The sequence below is a fragment of the Streptomyces sp. NBC_01433 genome (genome assembly GCF_026340105.1).
GTDB lineage: Bacteria > Actinomycetota > Actinomycetes > Streptomycetales > Streptomycetaceae > Streptomyces.
The window spans coordinates 591,909-607,326 of record NZ_JAPEPM010000002.1; the positions used below are offsets into that span (position 1 = coordinate 591,909).

Below are 15,418 nucleotides of genomic sequence, written 5' to 3' on the forward strand. Positions count from 1 at the left end.
TCCTCAGTGTTCACGGGGCGACGTCCTCCTGGGGGGAGCGCCGGTCGAGCTGGGGCAGTTGTCCGAGCTTGCCGGGGTGCCAGGGCTCCTTGCCCTCGCTCTCCCAGGCCGCGAACTCGACGCCCAGCTCTTCGCACAGGTATTGGGTGGCGAAGCGGCCGGTGGACGCGGCGCGGATCAGGCCGCCCATGCCGACCCACTGCCCGGCCATGGAGAAGCCGCTCAGTCCGGGCAGCCGCATGCGGTCCTTGCCGACCAGGTCGGCGGCCACGTCGTCGGCGTCGGAGAACGCCTTCCAGGCCAGGATCGAGCCGTTGTGATTGCCCGTGTACCGCTTGGTCGTCGCCGGTGATGCCACGTCGACCAGTTCGATGCGCTCGGCCGTGCCCGGTCGCAGGCGCTCCAGGAAGCGCCGCACGAAGTCGGCGACCTTGCGTTTCTGCGCCCAGTACGCCTTGCGGTCACTGGCTCGCAGCGCCTTCCAGTAGGCGAAGTCGCTGAAGTAGGTGCAGTGGACCACCGACTTCCCCTCGGGCGCGAAGCCCTCCGAGTAGCGGGAGCGCAACTGGACGACCAGGCTGTTCTGGAGTGCGCCGGGCAGTTCGGCGGCGTCGGCGTCGGAGAGCAGGTACGTGGTGCTGTGGGCGTCGTCGTCGGGGGCGTAGTCGCCCCGGATGCCGACGAAGGCGGAGACCACCGCGGGGAACAGGGTCCCCGGGCGGTTCAGCAGGTCGTTGTAGAGCTTGTCGATCCGGGGTCCGGTGTACTGCCCGCCCAGCAGCCCGTAGATCGTGGTGTGGCCGTCGCAGGCCGACACGACATGGTCGGCGTAGTACTTTCTGCCGTTGCGGAGTTGGATGCCGATGGCCCGGCCGTCCTCGACCAGTACCCGTTCGGTCCGGGCCCGGTAGGTGATCGTGCCGCCGAGCCCGGTGTAGCGTTCCTCGATCGACCGCGCGAGCCCGAGGGAACCGCCCTGCGGGAAGCCCGCGTTGTGGTGGTACGCGCTGGCCATGTTGAACAGGTACGGCAGCAGCGGGAAGCCCTCCGGATCCTGGAAGAAGATGTTCCGGAACGCTCTGCGCAGCAGCGGGTCCTCGAAGCGGTCGGCGAACGTGTGCATCGGGGTGGCGGCGGTGCGCCAGAAGAGCCGGAACGCCGGCAGCACGGTGCGCAGCGTCGCGGCCTTCTCCCGTACGGTCCGCAGGGCCGGTGCGGTCAGGAACGGGTACAGCTCGATGTCGGTGAATCGCCGCAGATCACGGCAGAAGGAGCGGATCAGCCGTGCGTCGGCGGGTGAGACCCCGGTCAGATGGCGTTCCAGCCGGGCCGGGTCGTTGTAGAACGTCACCGAGCGTCCGCTCTCGTCGACGACCTTGTTGAACAGCTCGAAGTTGGTGATCGTCTTGCCGTCGAGCGCGCCCAGTTCACGCCATACCCGGTTCGCGTCGTTGCCGTCGGCCGTACCGATCAGCCATTCGATGCAGTAGTCGAAGATGTAGCCGTCGCGCGCCCAGGCCGTGCAGCAGCCACCGGGCAGTACGTGTTTCTCGAAGATACGGGTCCGCACTCCGCTCATCTGCGCGTAGCAGCCGGTGGACAGTCCGGCGACACCCGCGCCGATGACGATGACGCGGGGCTTGCTCCCGGCGGCCCGCTGTCGGGTGCCCCAGTCGGGCTCGTGGTCATCCGGCATGGTCCGCGCCCCCCGTCAGGATGGCGCGTACCAGGTCGGCGTTGCGGGTGAGGTGTTTGGCGTCGAGCATGTCGGCGTGGGTTCCGGAGCCGCGGAGCACGGTCGTGCCGGTGGTGGAGCTGCCGTGCCAGGTGCCCCGGGCGCCTTCCGCGTAGAGCTCGGTCTTGTCCTCGTCCGTCACGATGCTGACCGATGCCGCGACCGTCCCGGTGTTGGGGTTGCGGCCGCAGAAGGCGAGGTACTCGGCGGCGTGTTCGAGCGTGACTCGGGCGACGATCTCCGATCCGGTGTGCTTGTGCAGATGCCTGCCCAGCTCCGCCTCGAAGGTCTTGATCCCCTCGTCGCCCGGGACATAACTCTGCAGAATGCGGCGCGAGTCCAGCACGACGACATGGTCGACCTGGCGTCCTCGGCGTTCCATCTCCTTGGCGACCTCGAACGCGAGGTTGCCGCCGAGGGAGTAGCCGAGCAGGAGGCAGGGGCCTTCGGGCTGGGCGGACTCGATGAGATCCGCGTAGCGTGCCACCTTGTCGTCGCCCGGTACGTAGTTGAAGGCGATGATCCGGTACTGCGGGAGCTCTGCCGAGAGGCCCCGGTAGACGAGGCCGTGGCCGCCGGCCGGAGGGAAGCAGAAGACGGTCGGTCCGGCCTGGGTGTTGAAGGTCAGGCAGGGAAGTTCCTCGGCCGTCGTGCTGTGGATGAGTTCCTCCACGGTCGCGGCCATCCCGTGCAGTGTCGTGGCCTGGTAGAGCCGGCTCACGGGGATGCTGATGCCGAACTCCGTCCGCAGGTGGTGGAGCAGTTCGATCAGCTTGATCGAGCTGCCGCCCGATTCGAAGAAGTCGTCCTCCAGGCCGGCCTGTTCGAGGCCGAGCAGCGATTCCCACTGCCGGGCCATGCTCGTCTCGTAGAGGGTGACCGGCGCTTCGTGGGGCCGCTCCCGCTCCCCGGCCCGTGGCACGGGCAGCGCGGCTATGTCGACCTTGCCGTGGGGGGTGAGCGGGAGGTCGGTCAGTTCGGTGAAGCTGGACGGGATCATGTACGTCGGCAGGGCCGTGGCGAGATGGCGGCGCAGGGTACGCCGCTCAAGCACCACGCCGGGCTCCGCGACGCAGTAGGCGCACAGCGTGTCGTCCCCCCGGCTGTCGGGGCGGACGGCGACGACCGCTCGGGCGAGGCCGGGCATGCTTGCCAGATGCGCCTCGATCTCTCCGATCTCGATGCGGTGGCCGCGCAGTTTGACCTGATTGTCCATCCTTCCGAGCAGATGCACGCGACCGTGCACGTCCCAGCGCGCGATGTCGCCGGTCCGGTAGAGGCGTACGGGAGTGGCGTCCGGCTCGTGGCTGAGGGTGCGGGTCACGAAGCGGCGGGCGGTCTGCTCCGGATCACCGGCGTACCCGATGGCGATGCCTTCGCCGCCGATCCACAGTTCGCCGGGGACTCCGGGCGGGACCGGTTCGCCGTGTTCGTCCAGGACATGGAGCGTGCTGTTGGCCAGGGGCCGGCCGATCGGGACCATCAGGCCGGGTTCCAGATCGTCGACGGGTCCTTCGAAGCAGGCGCTGTCGATGGTCGCCTCGGTGAGGCCGTAGGAGTTGATCAGTCGGGTGCCGGGCCCGCACAGATCGCCCAGTCGCCGGTACTCGGCGACTTTCCACGCGTCCGAGCCGACCACCAGGAGCCGCATGAAGTCCAGCCGCTTCCCTTCGCGGGAGCAGTGATCCATCAGTCCGCGCACGATGGCCGGGACGAACTCGGCGCAGTCGACGCGCTCGGACCGCATCGTGCGGTAGAGGCGCGGTGTGTCGAGGATGAGGTCGCGGTCGGCCAGCACCAGGCTGCCGCCGGAGCACAGGGCTCGCACCAGGTCGCCGGTGAACACGTCGAAGGACGGCCCGGCCATCTGGAGGTGGACGCGCACGTCCTGCTCCAGCCGGTACTCCTCGCGCCATGCGTCGTACGCCGAGGCGAGGCTGCGATGGCTGACCTGTACGGCCTTGGGGCGGCCGGTGGAGCCCGAGGTGTTGATGATGTAGGCGGGGGCGTCCAGGTCGTTCGTCCCCGGCAGGGCGGGCCCGTCCGTCTCGGTCGCGCGCAGCTCCTCCAGGGTCACCGTCGTGGCCGGCAGACCTGCCGCCCATTCCCGGCGGCCGTCGTCGGCGATGACGACGAGTCCGGCGTCGGCGGTACGCAGGATGTGGGCGACGCGCTCGGCGGGCTGGTCGGGCTGGATCGGCAGATAGGCGCCGCCGGCCTTGAGGACGGCGAGCAGGGTGACGATCAGTTCCGGCGACTTGTCCAGGCAGAGGGCGACCACCGAGCCCGCCGTGACTCCCAGTTCGCGCAGCCGGCGGGCCCTGGCCGTGGCGCGGCGGTCGAGTTGTGCGTACGTCAGCCGGGTCGCGGCGCCCCGTGGGGAGGGCACCGAGACGGCCGTCGCGCCGGGATGCGCGGCGGCGACGTCGCTGATCATCATGTGCACCGGTCGGACGGGTCCGGGTTCCTGGTCCGTACGGCCCTGGGGCAGGGCGAGCCGGGCGGCTCCGCTCCACTCGCCGACCAGCTGTTCACGTTCCTTGGCGCCGAGCATCGTCAGCTGCGGCGTGGGCCGGACGGACGGCGCCCGGGTCATGCTGTCGAGCAGATTGATGTAGTGCGCGGCCATCCGTCGCATGGTCTGCGGCAGGAACAGGTCGGTGTTGTACTTGAAGACGCAGTGGAACCGCCCCTCCGCCTCGTCCTCGTAGGCCGACAGCGTGATATCGAACTGGCCTTCCTCCTCGGGCAGTTCGATGTACTCCAGGCGATACCCGTACTTCTCGGTGGCCACCTTGTGGGTGAGCAGGATGAACATCGCCTGGAACACCGCGGAGCGGCTGGGGTCGTGCTGGAGGCCCAGCTCCTCGACCAGCAGGACGAAGGGGTACTCCTGGTTGTCCAGCCCGTTCAGCACGGCGGTGCGGACCTGGTCCAGCAGATCTCCGACCGTGGGGGCGCCGGAGAGATCCGCGTGCAGCGGGAGAGGGTTGACGAAGTACCCGTACACGGGGGCGAAGTCCTGCTCGGTGCGGCCGGTCACCGGGCTGCCGACGATGATGTTGTCCTGCCCCGAGTAGCGGTGGAGCAGGATGTAGTAGGCGCTCAGCAGGACCATGAACGGGGTCACGTTGTGCTCGCGGGCCAGCGCGTGGACGCGGACGCTGAGTTCGGAGTCGAGCGTGAAGAACTCGGAGGCGCCGTTGTGCGTCTGCACGGCCGGGCGCGGCTTGTCGACCGGCAGGTCCAGGAGCGGGACCTCGGCGGGCAGGTGGGAGCGCCAGTAGTCGAGCATTCCCCCGGCCTCCCGGCCGGCCAGGAATTCGTTCTGCTTGTTGAGGAAGTCGAGGTAGCGGGTCCGCACCGGCGGCAGCGCGTGCTCCTGCCCCTTCTTCAACGCCTCGTACACGGCGAACAGTTCCTCGATGAACGTGAACGTCGAGATCGCGTCGGAGACGATGTGGTGGACGGCCTTCATGATGATCCAGCGGTTCGTTTCCCGCCTGAAGAGGCGGAAGCGGACCAGCGGATCACGTTCGAGGTCGTACGGTTTGCGGTATTCGGCCACGATCGTCCGGTGGATGGTCTCCCAGTCCTGGCCCTGGACGTCGAAGAGGGCGACGTCCGGGTCGACGTCGGTGGACACCTGTTGTACGGGGCGGCCGTCCTCCAGGAGGAAGTTGGTGCGCAGCGCGGGATGCCGTGCGATGAGCCTGCGTACGGCCTCGAACATCAGGTCCGGGTCGAGTTCGACGCGGACTTCGACCGCGCCGCCGATGTTGTAGGCGTAGCCGTCGGGGTTGAGCTGCTTGAGGAACCAGAGCGCCTTCTGGTTCTGGGTGAGGGGATAGCGCCGTTCGTCGGTGAACACCTCGACGCTCGTCACGCCGGTGGGGGCGGCGTCGGTCGCCACCCGTTCGATCAGGCCGTCGTACAGCTGCCCGGCCAGTTCGCCGACGGGGGTGCCGCTCAGCAGGGCGACCACCGGCAGGGCGATCCCCAGTTCGGCGTGGACCTTCGCGCGCAGCTCCATCGCCAGCAGGGAGTCGAGGCCCAGCATGCCGAGTCCGGTCGCCACGTCGATCTCTTCGGTCGCCGTGCGCAGCACGGTGGCGCACAGGCCGGTGAACCGTGCGGTGACCAGCGCGCGGCGTTCGTCCTCTCCGGCGTCACGGAAGGCGTCGAGGAATCCGTCGCCCCCGCCGGTGGCCGGTTCCCGCGCGGCCGCCGCCAGTTCGCCGACGAGCGGGGGCGGGGCGGCGTACCAGGCGAGGAAGGTCTGCCAGTCGACGACCGTGGCGACGAGCAGCTGGGCACGGTCCTGGCCTATGACGCGTTCGAGCACGCTCATGCCGACATCCGGTGCGAGCGAGCTCATCCCCCGGCTGTTGAGGTAGTGGTCGACCAGGCCGAGTTCCTCGATCATGCCGGTGGCCCAGGGGCCCCAGTCGAGACTGAGGGCGGGCAGGCCGTGGGCCCGGCGGTGGTGGGCCAGTGCGTCCAGGAAGGCGTTGCCCGCCGCGTAGTTGGTCTGGCCCGCGGTCGTCAGCAGCGAGGCGATCGAGGAGAACAGGACGAAGTGTTCGAGAGGTTCGTCGCGCAGGTGGTGGTGCAGCAGGTACGAGCCGACGACCTTGGGGTCGTGGACGGCGTCGAACGTCGGCCGGTCCATGTCGGCGATCAGCGTGTCCCGGACCTGTCCGGCGAGATGGAACACCCCTCGGATCGGCGGTGGGTCACCGCGCCGGTGTGCGTCGAGCCAGCCGGTCAGGGCCTGCTCGTCGGTGATGTCGACCGGCGCCAGTACCGTCTGCGCGCCGAGTGCCTCCAGTTCCCTCAGGAGCGCCACCGCCCGGCCCTGCGGGCCCGCGGGGTCGGTCGCCTGCCACTCCTCGCGCGCTGGAACCCTGGTGCGGCCCATCAGGATGAGCCTGCGGGCGCCCCGCTTGACGAGCGTGCGGCACAGCAGTCTGCCGAGAGCGCCGAAGGCGCCGGTGACCAGGTAGCTTCCGTCGGCGCGCAGGCGCAGCGGCAACGGGCGGGTCAGCCCCTCGGCCGTGCGGATGCGGCTGGTCGCGCGGCGGTCGCCGCGCAGTCCGATCTCCTCCTCGTCGTCGGTCAGGAGCTCGCGCAGCAGCGCGTCGGCATCGGCCCGGCGCCCTGCGTCGTCCTGCGTCCGTGCGGGGTCGAGGTCGATCAGTTTGCCCCGGTGGGAGGTCAGTTCCTGGTGGCGGAGCACGCGGCCGACGCCCCAGGCGGGCGCTCCCAGCGGTTCGACCGGCTCACCGGGTGAGACGGGCTGCGCGCCGCGGGTGACGATGTGCAGCCTGCCGCCCTGTCCCCTGGCGAGGAGGGTTTTGGCGAGGGCGATGAGCGAGTACGTTCCGGTGCCGCTGTGCCGGGCCAGGCCGTCGCGCCCGCATTCCGCGATGGTGGGCAGATCGAGATTCCACAGATGGACGACGGTGCCGCGGAAGGGGGCGCCGTCCTGTTCCAGGTCGGCGAAGAGCTGTTCCAGGTGGGTGGCGGATCCGGGTTCGACGGTGAATTCCCGCCCGTTCCCGGCTCGCCCGTACGCGGGTCCCGGACGTACGGTGCGGCATCGTTCGCCGCGTGCGGTCACCAGCGCGGCGAACGCGTCGCCGACGCCGCCCGTGTCGGCGAGGACCAGCCAGTCGTGCCCGTCACCGGTGGCGCGGTCCCCCTGCCGCTCTCCCCCGTCCTGCGGGGCCACCGTGTCCCACGGCCGGTCGATCCAGATGGTCTCGGCCAGCCAGGAGTCGATGGTGCTCCGGGCGACGGCCGTCGACGCCTTCTCCACGTCGGCCGCGCGGAAGCCGCGGATGCGGCCGAGTGCGGTGCCGTCCTGTGCGTACAGCGTGATGTCGCCGACGAGTTCGTTCCCGTCGTCGCCGGACACGGTGGCGTGCGCCCACAGCGGCTGGTCGCCGACCGGGTCGAGGCTCAGCTCGTCGAGTGACAGCGGGAGCCGGATGCCGGTGCTCTGCGGCTGCTCGCGGTCCGTGAGGATCTGCGGCGTCAGCAGGGACTGGAAGCAGGCGTCGAGCAGTACGGGGTGGATGTGGTGGTGGGCCGCGTCGTCACCGATCGCCTCCGGGGGACGGATGCGCGCGAGGACTTCGCCGGAGCCGATCCACACCTCTTCGATGGCCTGGAACGCCGGGCCGTAGTGATAGCCGAGGGCGGCGAGTGCGGCGTAGCACTCCGGGCCGTCGAGCCGGCGTCGGCTGCGGGCCCTGATCGCCTCGGCGTCGAGTGCCGGGCCGGGTGCGCGCCGCTGCCCGACACGGACCACGCCGCTCGCGTGTACGGTCCGCTCCGCGTCCGGGTCGGGTACGGACGCGATGGTGAAGGCCGCGTTCTCCAGGGACAGGGACAGGTGCACCGTCCGGTCCTCGCCGTCGGGCAGGAAGAGCGCCTTGCGGAGATCGATGTCGGCCAGGACGGCCGCGTCGCCGCCGGTCAGCGCCCGCACGGCCTGCGTCGCCATCTCCAGGTAGCCCGCCGCGGGGAAGACCACGGTGTCCTGGATCCGGTGGTCGGCCAGGTACGGCAGTGCCTCCGTGTTGAGCCGGACCTGCCAGGCGGGTTCGGCGTGGTCCGTGCGGCGGCCCAGCAGCGGGTGGTCGACAAGCCCGAGACGGACCTGTGCGACCGGTTTGGGCTCCGTCCAGTGGCGGTCGCGCTTCCAGGGGTAGCGGGGCAGCGCGACCGGCTCCCCGGTGGGCTGGAGCACGTCCCACGCGATGCCGACGCCCACGTTGTGCAGCGTCGCCAGCGAGGCGGCGAAGCGCTCGGGTTCATTCTCCTTGCGGCGCAGCGACGGCACCGCCGTGCCGGGCCGGTTCTCGCTGTCCAGGCATTCGCGGATCGCGTGGGCGAGCACCGGGTGCGGGCCGATCTCCAGGAACAGGCTGTGGCCGTCGTCGGCGAGCCGGTCGACCGCCGCGCGGAACCGCACCCGGTCACGGACGTTCTTCCACCAGTACCCCGCGTCCAGCTCGCCGCCTTCGGCGACGCCTTCCTGGCCCGTGAGATACACCGGCACCCGCGCCGGACGTGGCGCGAGGTCCCGCAGCGAGGCCAGCAGTTCGTCCTTGATGCGGTCCATGCCGGGGCTGTGGTACGGGACGCGTACCGACAGGAACCTGGTGAAGACCTGTTCGGCCCGCAGCTCGTCCGCCAGCCGGGTCAGCGCCGCCTCGTCGCCCGCCAGGGTCACCGCGGTGGGGCTGTTGACGGCGGCCACGGACACCTGGTCGCGGTAGGGGTGGACGCGGCGCTCCGCCTCGTCCTCGGGCAGGCTCACGGCGAGCATCGTGCCCGTTCCGTCGAGCGTGTGCTGCAGGCGGCTGCGGTGCACGGCGATGCGGACCGCGTCCTCCAGGGAGTAGACGCCCGCCTCGTAGAAGGCGGCGATCTCCCCGGTGCTGTGCCCGACGACGGCGTCCGGCCGCACGCCGTGGGCGCGCCACAGGGCGGCGAGAGCGATCTGCACGGCGAAGTTGGCCGGCTGCGCCAGCCAGGTCTCCCCCATGCGCGAGTGGTCCTCGTCGGTCATCATCTCGTCGATCAGCGACCAGCCGGCGATCCTGCGGATCTCCCGGTCGCAGGCGGTGACCACGTCGCGGAACACCGGTTCGCTCGCGAACAGCCCCCGGCCCATGCCCCACCACTGGGGGCCCATGCCGGTGAAGACCCAGACCAGGCGTCGTTCCGAGGCGTCCAGCCGACGCCCCTGGAGCACGCGGGGGTGCGGCTCGTCGCGCAGGTACGCGGCCAGCGCCTCGTCCAGGGAGTCGCGCGAGGAGTAGACGACGGACAGCCGTGACTCAAGATGACTGCGACGGTGCGCGAGCGTGTGGCCGAGGTCGGCCGGCGCGACGGCCGGGCCGTTGCTCCCGTCGAGCTCCCGCCGGATGCCCGCCGCCACGTCCGCCAGCGCCTCGGGGTGACGTGCGGTCAGCGGGAGGATGCTCCAGGCCCGTTCCGCCCGGTGGGCGGGCGGGGCGGCCGGTGCCGGTCGCGGAGGTGCTTCCTCCAGGACGACATGGGCGTTGGTCCCGCCGAAGCCGAACGAGTTCACACCGGCCCGTGCGGGCCCCTCGTGATCGGGCCATTCGGTCAGCCGGGTGGGGATGTCGTACGGCGCGGCGGCGATGTCGATGGCGGGGTTGATCCGCTCCAGGTTGATGTGGGGCGGGATCGTCCGGTGTTTCAGGGACAGGGTGGTCTTGAGCAGTCCGGCGATACCGGCGGCCGACTCGGTGTGACCGATGTTGGTCTTGACCGAGCCGACGTAGCACGCGGCTCCGGGGGCGCGTCCGATGGCCAGGGCGCGGGCCAGGGCGTTGGCCTCGATCGGGTCGCCGACCGGCGTCGAGGTGCCGTGCGCCTCCATGTACTGCAGCCCGCCGGGGGTGATGCCCGCCTCGGCGCAGACGCGCTCGATGAGAGAGATCTGGGACTGTGCGTTCGGCACGGTGATGCCGTTGGTGTGGCCGTCCTGGTTGACCCCGCTGCCGAGGATCACGGCGTGGATCGGATCCCCGTCGTCCAGCGCGTCCCCGAGCCGCTTGAGCGCCACCAGGCCGACTCCCTCGGCCCGTACATAGCCGTTGGCCGACGCGTCGAACGTACGGGAGCGGCCGTCCGGCGAGAGGAAGCCGCCCTTCGTCTCCGCGATCGTGTACTGCGGTGCCATGTGCAGCAGTACGCCGCCCGCGAGCGCGAGATCGGTCTCGCCCTTGTTCAGGCTCTGGCACGCGAGGTGCACGGCCACCAGGGACGAGCTGCACGCGGTGTCGATGGAGAGGCTGGGCCCGCGGAAGTCGAAGCAGTACGAGATGCGGTTCGACACCATCGTCATCATGGTGCCGGTCGCGGTGTGCGCGGCCAGCGTCTCGAAGCTCAGATCGGCGAACTGCAGGATCTTGTAGTCCAGCGTGAACGCCCCGACGAAGACGGCCGTGTTGCTACCGGCGAGTCCGGCGGGCCGCTGGCCGCCGTCCTCCAGTGTCTCCCAGGCCACCTCCAGCAGTTTGCGCTGCTGCGGGTCCATGTGGTCGGCCTCGCGCGGGCTGATGCCGAAGAAGGCCGGATCGAATTCGTCGAAGCCGTCGATGTATCCGCCCCGGCCACCTGTCAGGCGTCCGGGTTTGTCCTTGTGTCCGCTGCCGAGTGTGGTCACGTCGTACCGGTCGGCCGGTGTGGGCGTGATGCAGTCCTTGCCCTCCACCAGGTTCTTCCAGAACGCCCGATGGTCCGACGCTCCGCCGGGCATACGGCAGCCCATGCCGATGATCGCGACTTTGCCCCGTAAAGCGTCGTTGATCGCGTCAGCCAAGTTCGCACACTCCTCAAGTCGTGACACTGCCTCGCGGCGGTGGTGCAGTTGACGGTGTGGGGCCCGAAGGGCCCGGTCAGGCGGGTCCGCTCCCGGGTTTCTTCGCACGGCGCCAGGGGTGGAGAAGACTGGCGAGAATCTCACCGGTGCCGGGGAACGAGGCGGGATCGCCGAGTCCGACCGCGGCCGGCTCGCGTCCGGGCCGCCAGGTGAAGCTCCCGAAGAGGTGGTCCCAGCACGACAGGTCGGAGCCGTAGTGGCCGGCCTCGGACAGATCGGTGCTGTGATGCAGGCGGTGCTGCTCAGGGCTCGCGAGGACGTGGTTGAGCCGGCCGATGCCCACATCGATGTTGGCGTGGACGAAGTAGCCCTGTGCGGCCACGAACAGCCCCACGACGAACACCGACTCGCGGGAGAAGCCGATCAGCGCCAGCGTGAGCTGGATGATTCCCTGCGCGAGGAGGATGTCGAGGACGTGGTTGACGCCGTTGTTGGCGACATTGACCTTCTGCGGGACGTGGTGCACACCGTGCAGCCGCCACAGCAGGGCGTTGGTGTGCCCCAGCCGGTGCACGAAGTAGCTGGCCAGCGAACCGGTCACCAGCGCCAGCGGGATCTCGGCCCACAGGCCGAGCGCCGGATGGGCCGGGGAGAGCATCCCGACGGCGGTCGTCACCAGCAGTTGGGCCAGGGCGCTGCCGGCCATGGTGAGGAGGAAGTAGACCGCGTACCAGCGCCATTCGGCCCGACTGGGGTGCCAGTCGCGTTGGTACGGAATCAGCTTCTCCAGGACGCCCAGATAGAGAAGGATGCCGATGAGGAAGAGCGGACTGATCCGGGTCAGATCCCACCGCAGGAGCAGGGACGCCGCACCTACCACAACGGTGGCCCCGAGGAGCAACGGATAGGAAATCCTGCGGAGGACAGCACCCCAGGTTAATTCGGAGAGAATTCCCCGCCATCCGGAATTTGTGGCCGGATACGCCCCACCGTCGATCTGCTGTTCATATTCGTCCATCCGCAACACCTCCGTAGCGATGCGGTCGCGGGGCAATGACCTGCACCTTTGCAGGTCAAACTCCGCGTGGCGACACGTGGACGCCGCCCCCGTGGGCTTGGTTCATTCTTTTCCCTTTTCGGCGGCTTCAATCCTCACGCGCCCCCGAGAAATGAGAATTCCGTAGACTGCGAACCCTCACGTGAACCATTGAACCGGACGTCCTACCCGGGTGGAATATGAACAGAGCCCGCTGTCGCTAATGTGAGTTACTTAGTATTATTAGCGGCCCGGTGGAATGGTCACGCGGAGGTTCCCCCGGATTGTCCGCCGAGGCGGGCGAAGGCGTCGAGCACCAGCTCACACACGGCGTCCGGGTCGGCGCCTGCCAGCGGTTCGCGCGCGACGACCGTACGCATCAGGCCGATACCGAGAAGCCAGGCGATGGCCAGATCGGCGCGCAGCTCGCCGTCCGCCGTCCCGGAGAGCGAGGCCAGTACCTTCTGGTATTCCGCACCCAGTTCCCGCAGCGCCCCGGCCGCCTCGTCACCCCGGCCGATGGACCGGAGATAGACCTCCAGCGTGCGGTCGCCGGAGCCGGGGGCGCTGCGGGTGAGCATGGAGCGCAGCGCCTTCTCGAACAGTTCCTCGGGCGGGGTCGCGCGCAGCTCCTCCAGCCCGCCCTCGGCGACAACCTCGGTCAGCAGCGCCTGTTTCGATCCGAAGTACCGGAACAGCAGGGCCTGGTTGACCCCGGCCCGCTCGGCGATGGCACGGACGGTGGCCCGGTCGTAGCCCCGCTCGGCGAACAGGTCACGAGCGGCGTCGAGCAGCCGTTCGCGGGTGGCCGCAGCGTCCCGGCGCCCCCGGCCGGACGACGGGGCGGGCGCTTCTGCCATGACTGCGTCCTTTCGAATGGCCCGTCAGAGTAACGGCTGTAAAGCGCTGTTGACCGCTCGAAGGGCCGGTCCTACCGTTGTAAGCAGCTGCTTACAACTGGGAGATCGTATGACGACGCACGTCGAGCCCCACGCGTACCCCTTCAACACCGCCGAAGGACTCCAGCTCGCGGACGAGTACGAGCGCGTCCGCGAAAGTTCCGGACTGCTCCGGGTCCAGATGCCGTACGGCGAGCCCGCGTGGCTGGTCACCCGCTACGCGGACGCCCGGCTGGTACTGGGCGACCAGCGCTTCAGCCGGGCCGCGGGCGCCGCGCACGACGAGCCGCGGCAGTCGGAGGGCCGCCGGGACAGCGGGATCCTGAGCATGGACCCGCCCGGCCACACGCGACTGCGTTCCCTGGTGGCCAAGGCGTTCACCGTCCGCCAGATCGAGAAGTTGCGGCCTCAGGTCAAAGAACTGACCGCGAGCCTGCTCGACGAGATGGAGGAGGCCGGGCCCCCCGCCGACCTGGTCGACGGCTTCGCGCTGCCGCTGCCCGTCGCGGTGATCTGCCGGATGCTCGGGGTTCCGGAAGCCGACCGCCCACGATTTCGGGTATGGAGCGACAACGCGCTGTCCACCAGCTCGCTGACGGCCGCCGAGTTCGACGCCAGCCGCGATGAACTGCGCGCCTACATGGGCGAGTTGATCAACCTGCACCGTGAGGATCCGCAGGACGACCTGATGACCGCGCTGATCGAGGCGAGGGACGGCGGCGAACGCCTCACCGAGCTGGAGCTGATCGATCTGTGCGTGGCCATCCTGGTGGCCGGACACGAGACCACCGCTTCGCAGATTCCCAACTTCGTGCTCACCCTGCTGGATCATCCCGGTCAGATGGATCAGCTCAGGGCGCACCCCGAACTGATCCCGGGCGCGGTGGAGGAGCTGCTGCGGTTCGTGCCGCTGGGCAGCGGAGCGGGTCAGCCCCGGTACGCGACCGAGGATGTCGAGGTCGGCGGCACCCTGGTCCGCACCGGCTCCCCCGTCCTGGTCGCCATCGGCGCGGCCAACCGGGACGCGCTGCGCTTCACCGCGCCCGGTGTCCTCGATGTCTCCCGGGAGGGCAACCAGCACCTGGGGTTCGGGCACGGGGTCCACCATTGCCTGGGCGCCCCGCTGGCCCGGCTGGAGCTTCAGGAGGCACTGGGCGCGCTCCTCACCCGTTTCCCGGGACTGAAGTCTGCCGGGGACGTGACCTGGAAGACCGAGTTGCTCGTGCGCGGCCCCCGCGTCATGCCGATCGGGTGGTGAGCGCCATGACGTGGCACGTACGCGTGGATCCGCAGCTGTGTCTGGCGTCGGGCATGTGCGCCGGGGTGGCCCCCGAGGTGTTCGCACTGGACGGCGAGCACGCGCGGACCGTCGTCGACGCGATCGAACCCGACGAACGGGTCCTGGACGCGGCCGACATCTGTCCGGCCCAGGCGATCACGGTGCACGAGGGGAACAAGGTGATCGCACCGGCGCGGGACTGAGAGCCGTCCCGAGGCCGGGCCGCCCGCGGCCGGCCCGGGATGTGACTCACCGGCCCGGCCGGCGAACGGGATCGGCTACGACTGGCGGCGAGGCTTGCCCGACTTGCCGGGCCCGCCTCGTTTGCCGGCCTTGGCGCCGCCCGAACCCCGCTGCGGGCCCTTGCCCGTCGACTTCCCGGCCGCGGGCTTGCGCCCCGCGCCACGCGCGTCGGCGCGCTTGCCCTTCGGCTGCGCCGGGGTCGGCGGGCGGCCCCGGGTGCTGTTGACGGTCCGCCCCCGGACGATCCCGATGAACTCCTCGACCAGGTGGGTCGTTTCGTCCTCCGGCCACGACAGTGCGATGCGCGACTCCGGGGCGCCGGAGACCGGCCGGTACGTGAGGTCCTTGCGGTGGTGCAGCCGGGCGAGCGACTGCGGGACGACGAGCAGGCCCACCCCCGCCGCCACCAGCTCGATGGCGTCCGCCGTGGTGGCCGGGCGCTCGATCGCGGGCCGCCCCGGCCGGTGCTCCCAGTCGAGGGGGTCATCGAGGGGGTGCAGCACGATGTCGTCGGCCAGGTCCTCGGTGGACACCTCGTCGACCGCGGCCATGAGGTGATCCTTCGGGATCACGACCACGGTCGTCTCGGTGTAGAGCGGGATCGCGCTGAGGTCCGTACGGTCGATGGGCAGCCGTACGAATCCCGCGTCGGCCCCGCCCGCCCGCAACAGGTCGGACGCTTCGGCCGCGGGCACCGCGACGAGGGTCAGCGGGACCTCGGGCAGCCGCTCGTTCCAGATCCGCACCCACTTGGTGGGCGTCACCCCCGGGACATAGGCGAGCCGGAACGCGGGGGGTACTTCCGAGACAGTCACTCGCCCAGATTACCGGTCGTGGTCGGCGGTAGCTCACACGCTCG

The 15,418-nt window shown here is 70.0% G+C and carries 7 protein-coding genes; 2 read left to right on the forward strand and 5 right to left on the reverse strand.

From position 1 onward, the window contains the following. Positions 1-10: 10 nt before the first annotated feature. From OG413_RS30215 to OG413_RS30230, 4 genes are all read right to left on the reverse strand, one after another. Entirely contained in the window at positions 11-1,696 is a 1,686-nt protein-coding gene (locus OG413_RS30215) for an NAD(P)/FAD-dependent oxidoreductase (protein WP_266811158.1), read from the reverse strand. Then, positions 1,686-11,102, reverse strand: coding sequence for a non-ribosomal peptide synthetase/type I polyketide synthase (locus tag OG413_RS30220; RefSeq protein ID WP_266811160.1), 9,417 nt, complete (start codon positions 11,100-11,102; stop codon positions 1,686-1,688). The genes OG413_RS30215 and OG413_RS30220 overlap by 11 nt, the downstream gene beginning before the upstream one ends. A gap of 76 nt (positions 11,103-11,178) precedes the next feature. Continuing rightward, positions 11,179-12,120 (reverse strand): sterol desaturase family protein, encoded by a 942-nt coding sequence (locus OG413_RS30225; protein WP_266811162.1) that lies wholly within the window; start codon positions 12,118-12,120, stop codon positions 11,179-11,181. A gap of 281 nt (positions 12,121-12,401) precedes the next feature. Further along, positions 12,402-12,998, reverse strand: coding sequence for a TetR/AcrR family transcriptional regulator (locus OG413_RS30230; RefSeq protein ID WP_266811164.1), 597 nt, complete (start codon positions 12,996-12,998; stop codon positions 12,402-12,404). 109 nt (positions 12,999-13,107) lie between these two features. On the opposite strand from OG413_RS30230, the gene OG413_RS30235 reads away from it, so the two are divergent. Both OG413_RS30235 and OG413_RS30240 read left to right on the forward strand, forming a co-directional pair. Beyond that, positions 13,108-14,295, forward strand: coding sequence for a cytochrome P450 (locus tag OG413_RS30235; RefSeq protein WP_266811166.1), 1,188 nt, complete (start codon positions 13,108-13,110; stop codon positions 14,293-14,295). Positions 14,296-14,300: 5 nt separating this feature from the next. Then, a complete protein-coding gene (locus OG413_RS30240; protein ID WP_266811168.1) occupies positions 14,301-14,519 on the forward strand; it encodes a ferredoxin in 219 nt (72 codons plus the stop codon). 75 nt (positions 14,520-14,594) lie between these two features. Here OG413_RS30240 and OG413_RS30245 read toward each other — a convergent pair whose 3' ends face one another. Further along, positions 14,595-15,374, reverse strand: coding sequence for a LysR family substrate-binding domain-containing protein (locus OG413_RS30245; RefSeq protein ID WP_266811170.1), 780 nt, complete (start codon positions 15,372-15,374; stop codon positions 14,595-14,597). Positions 15,375-15,418: the final 44 nt, after the last annotated feature.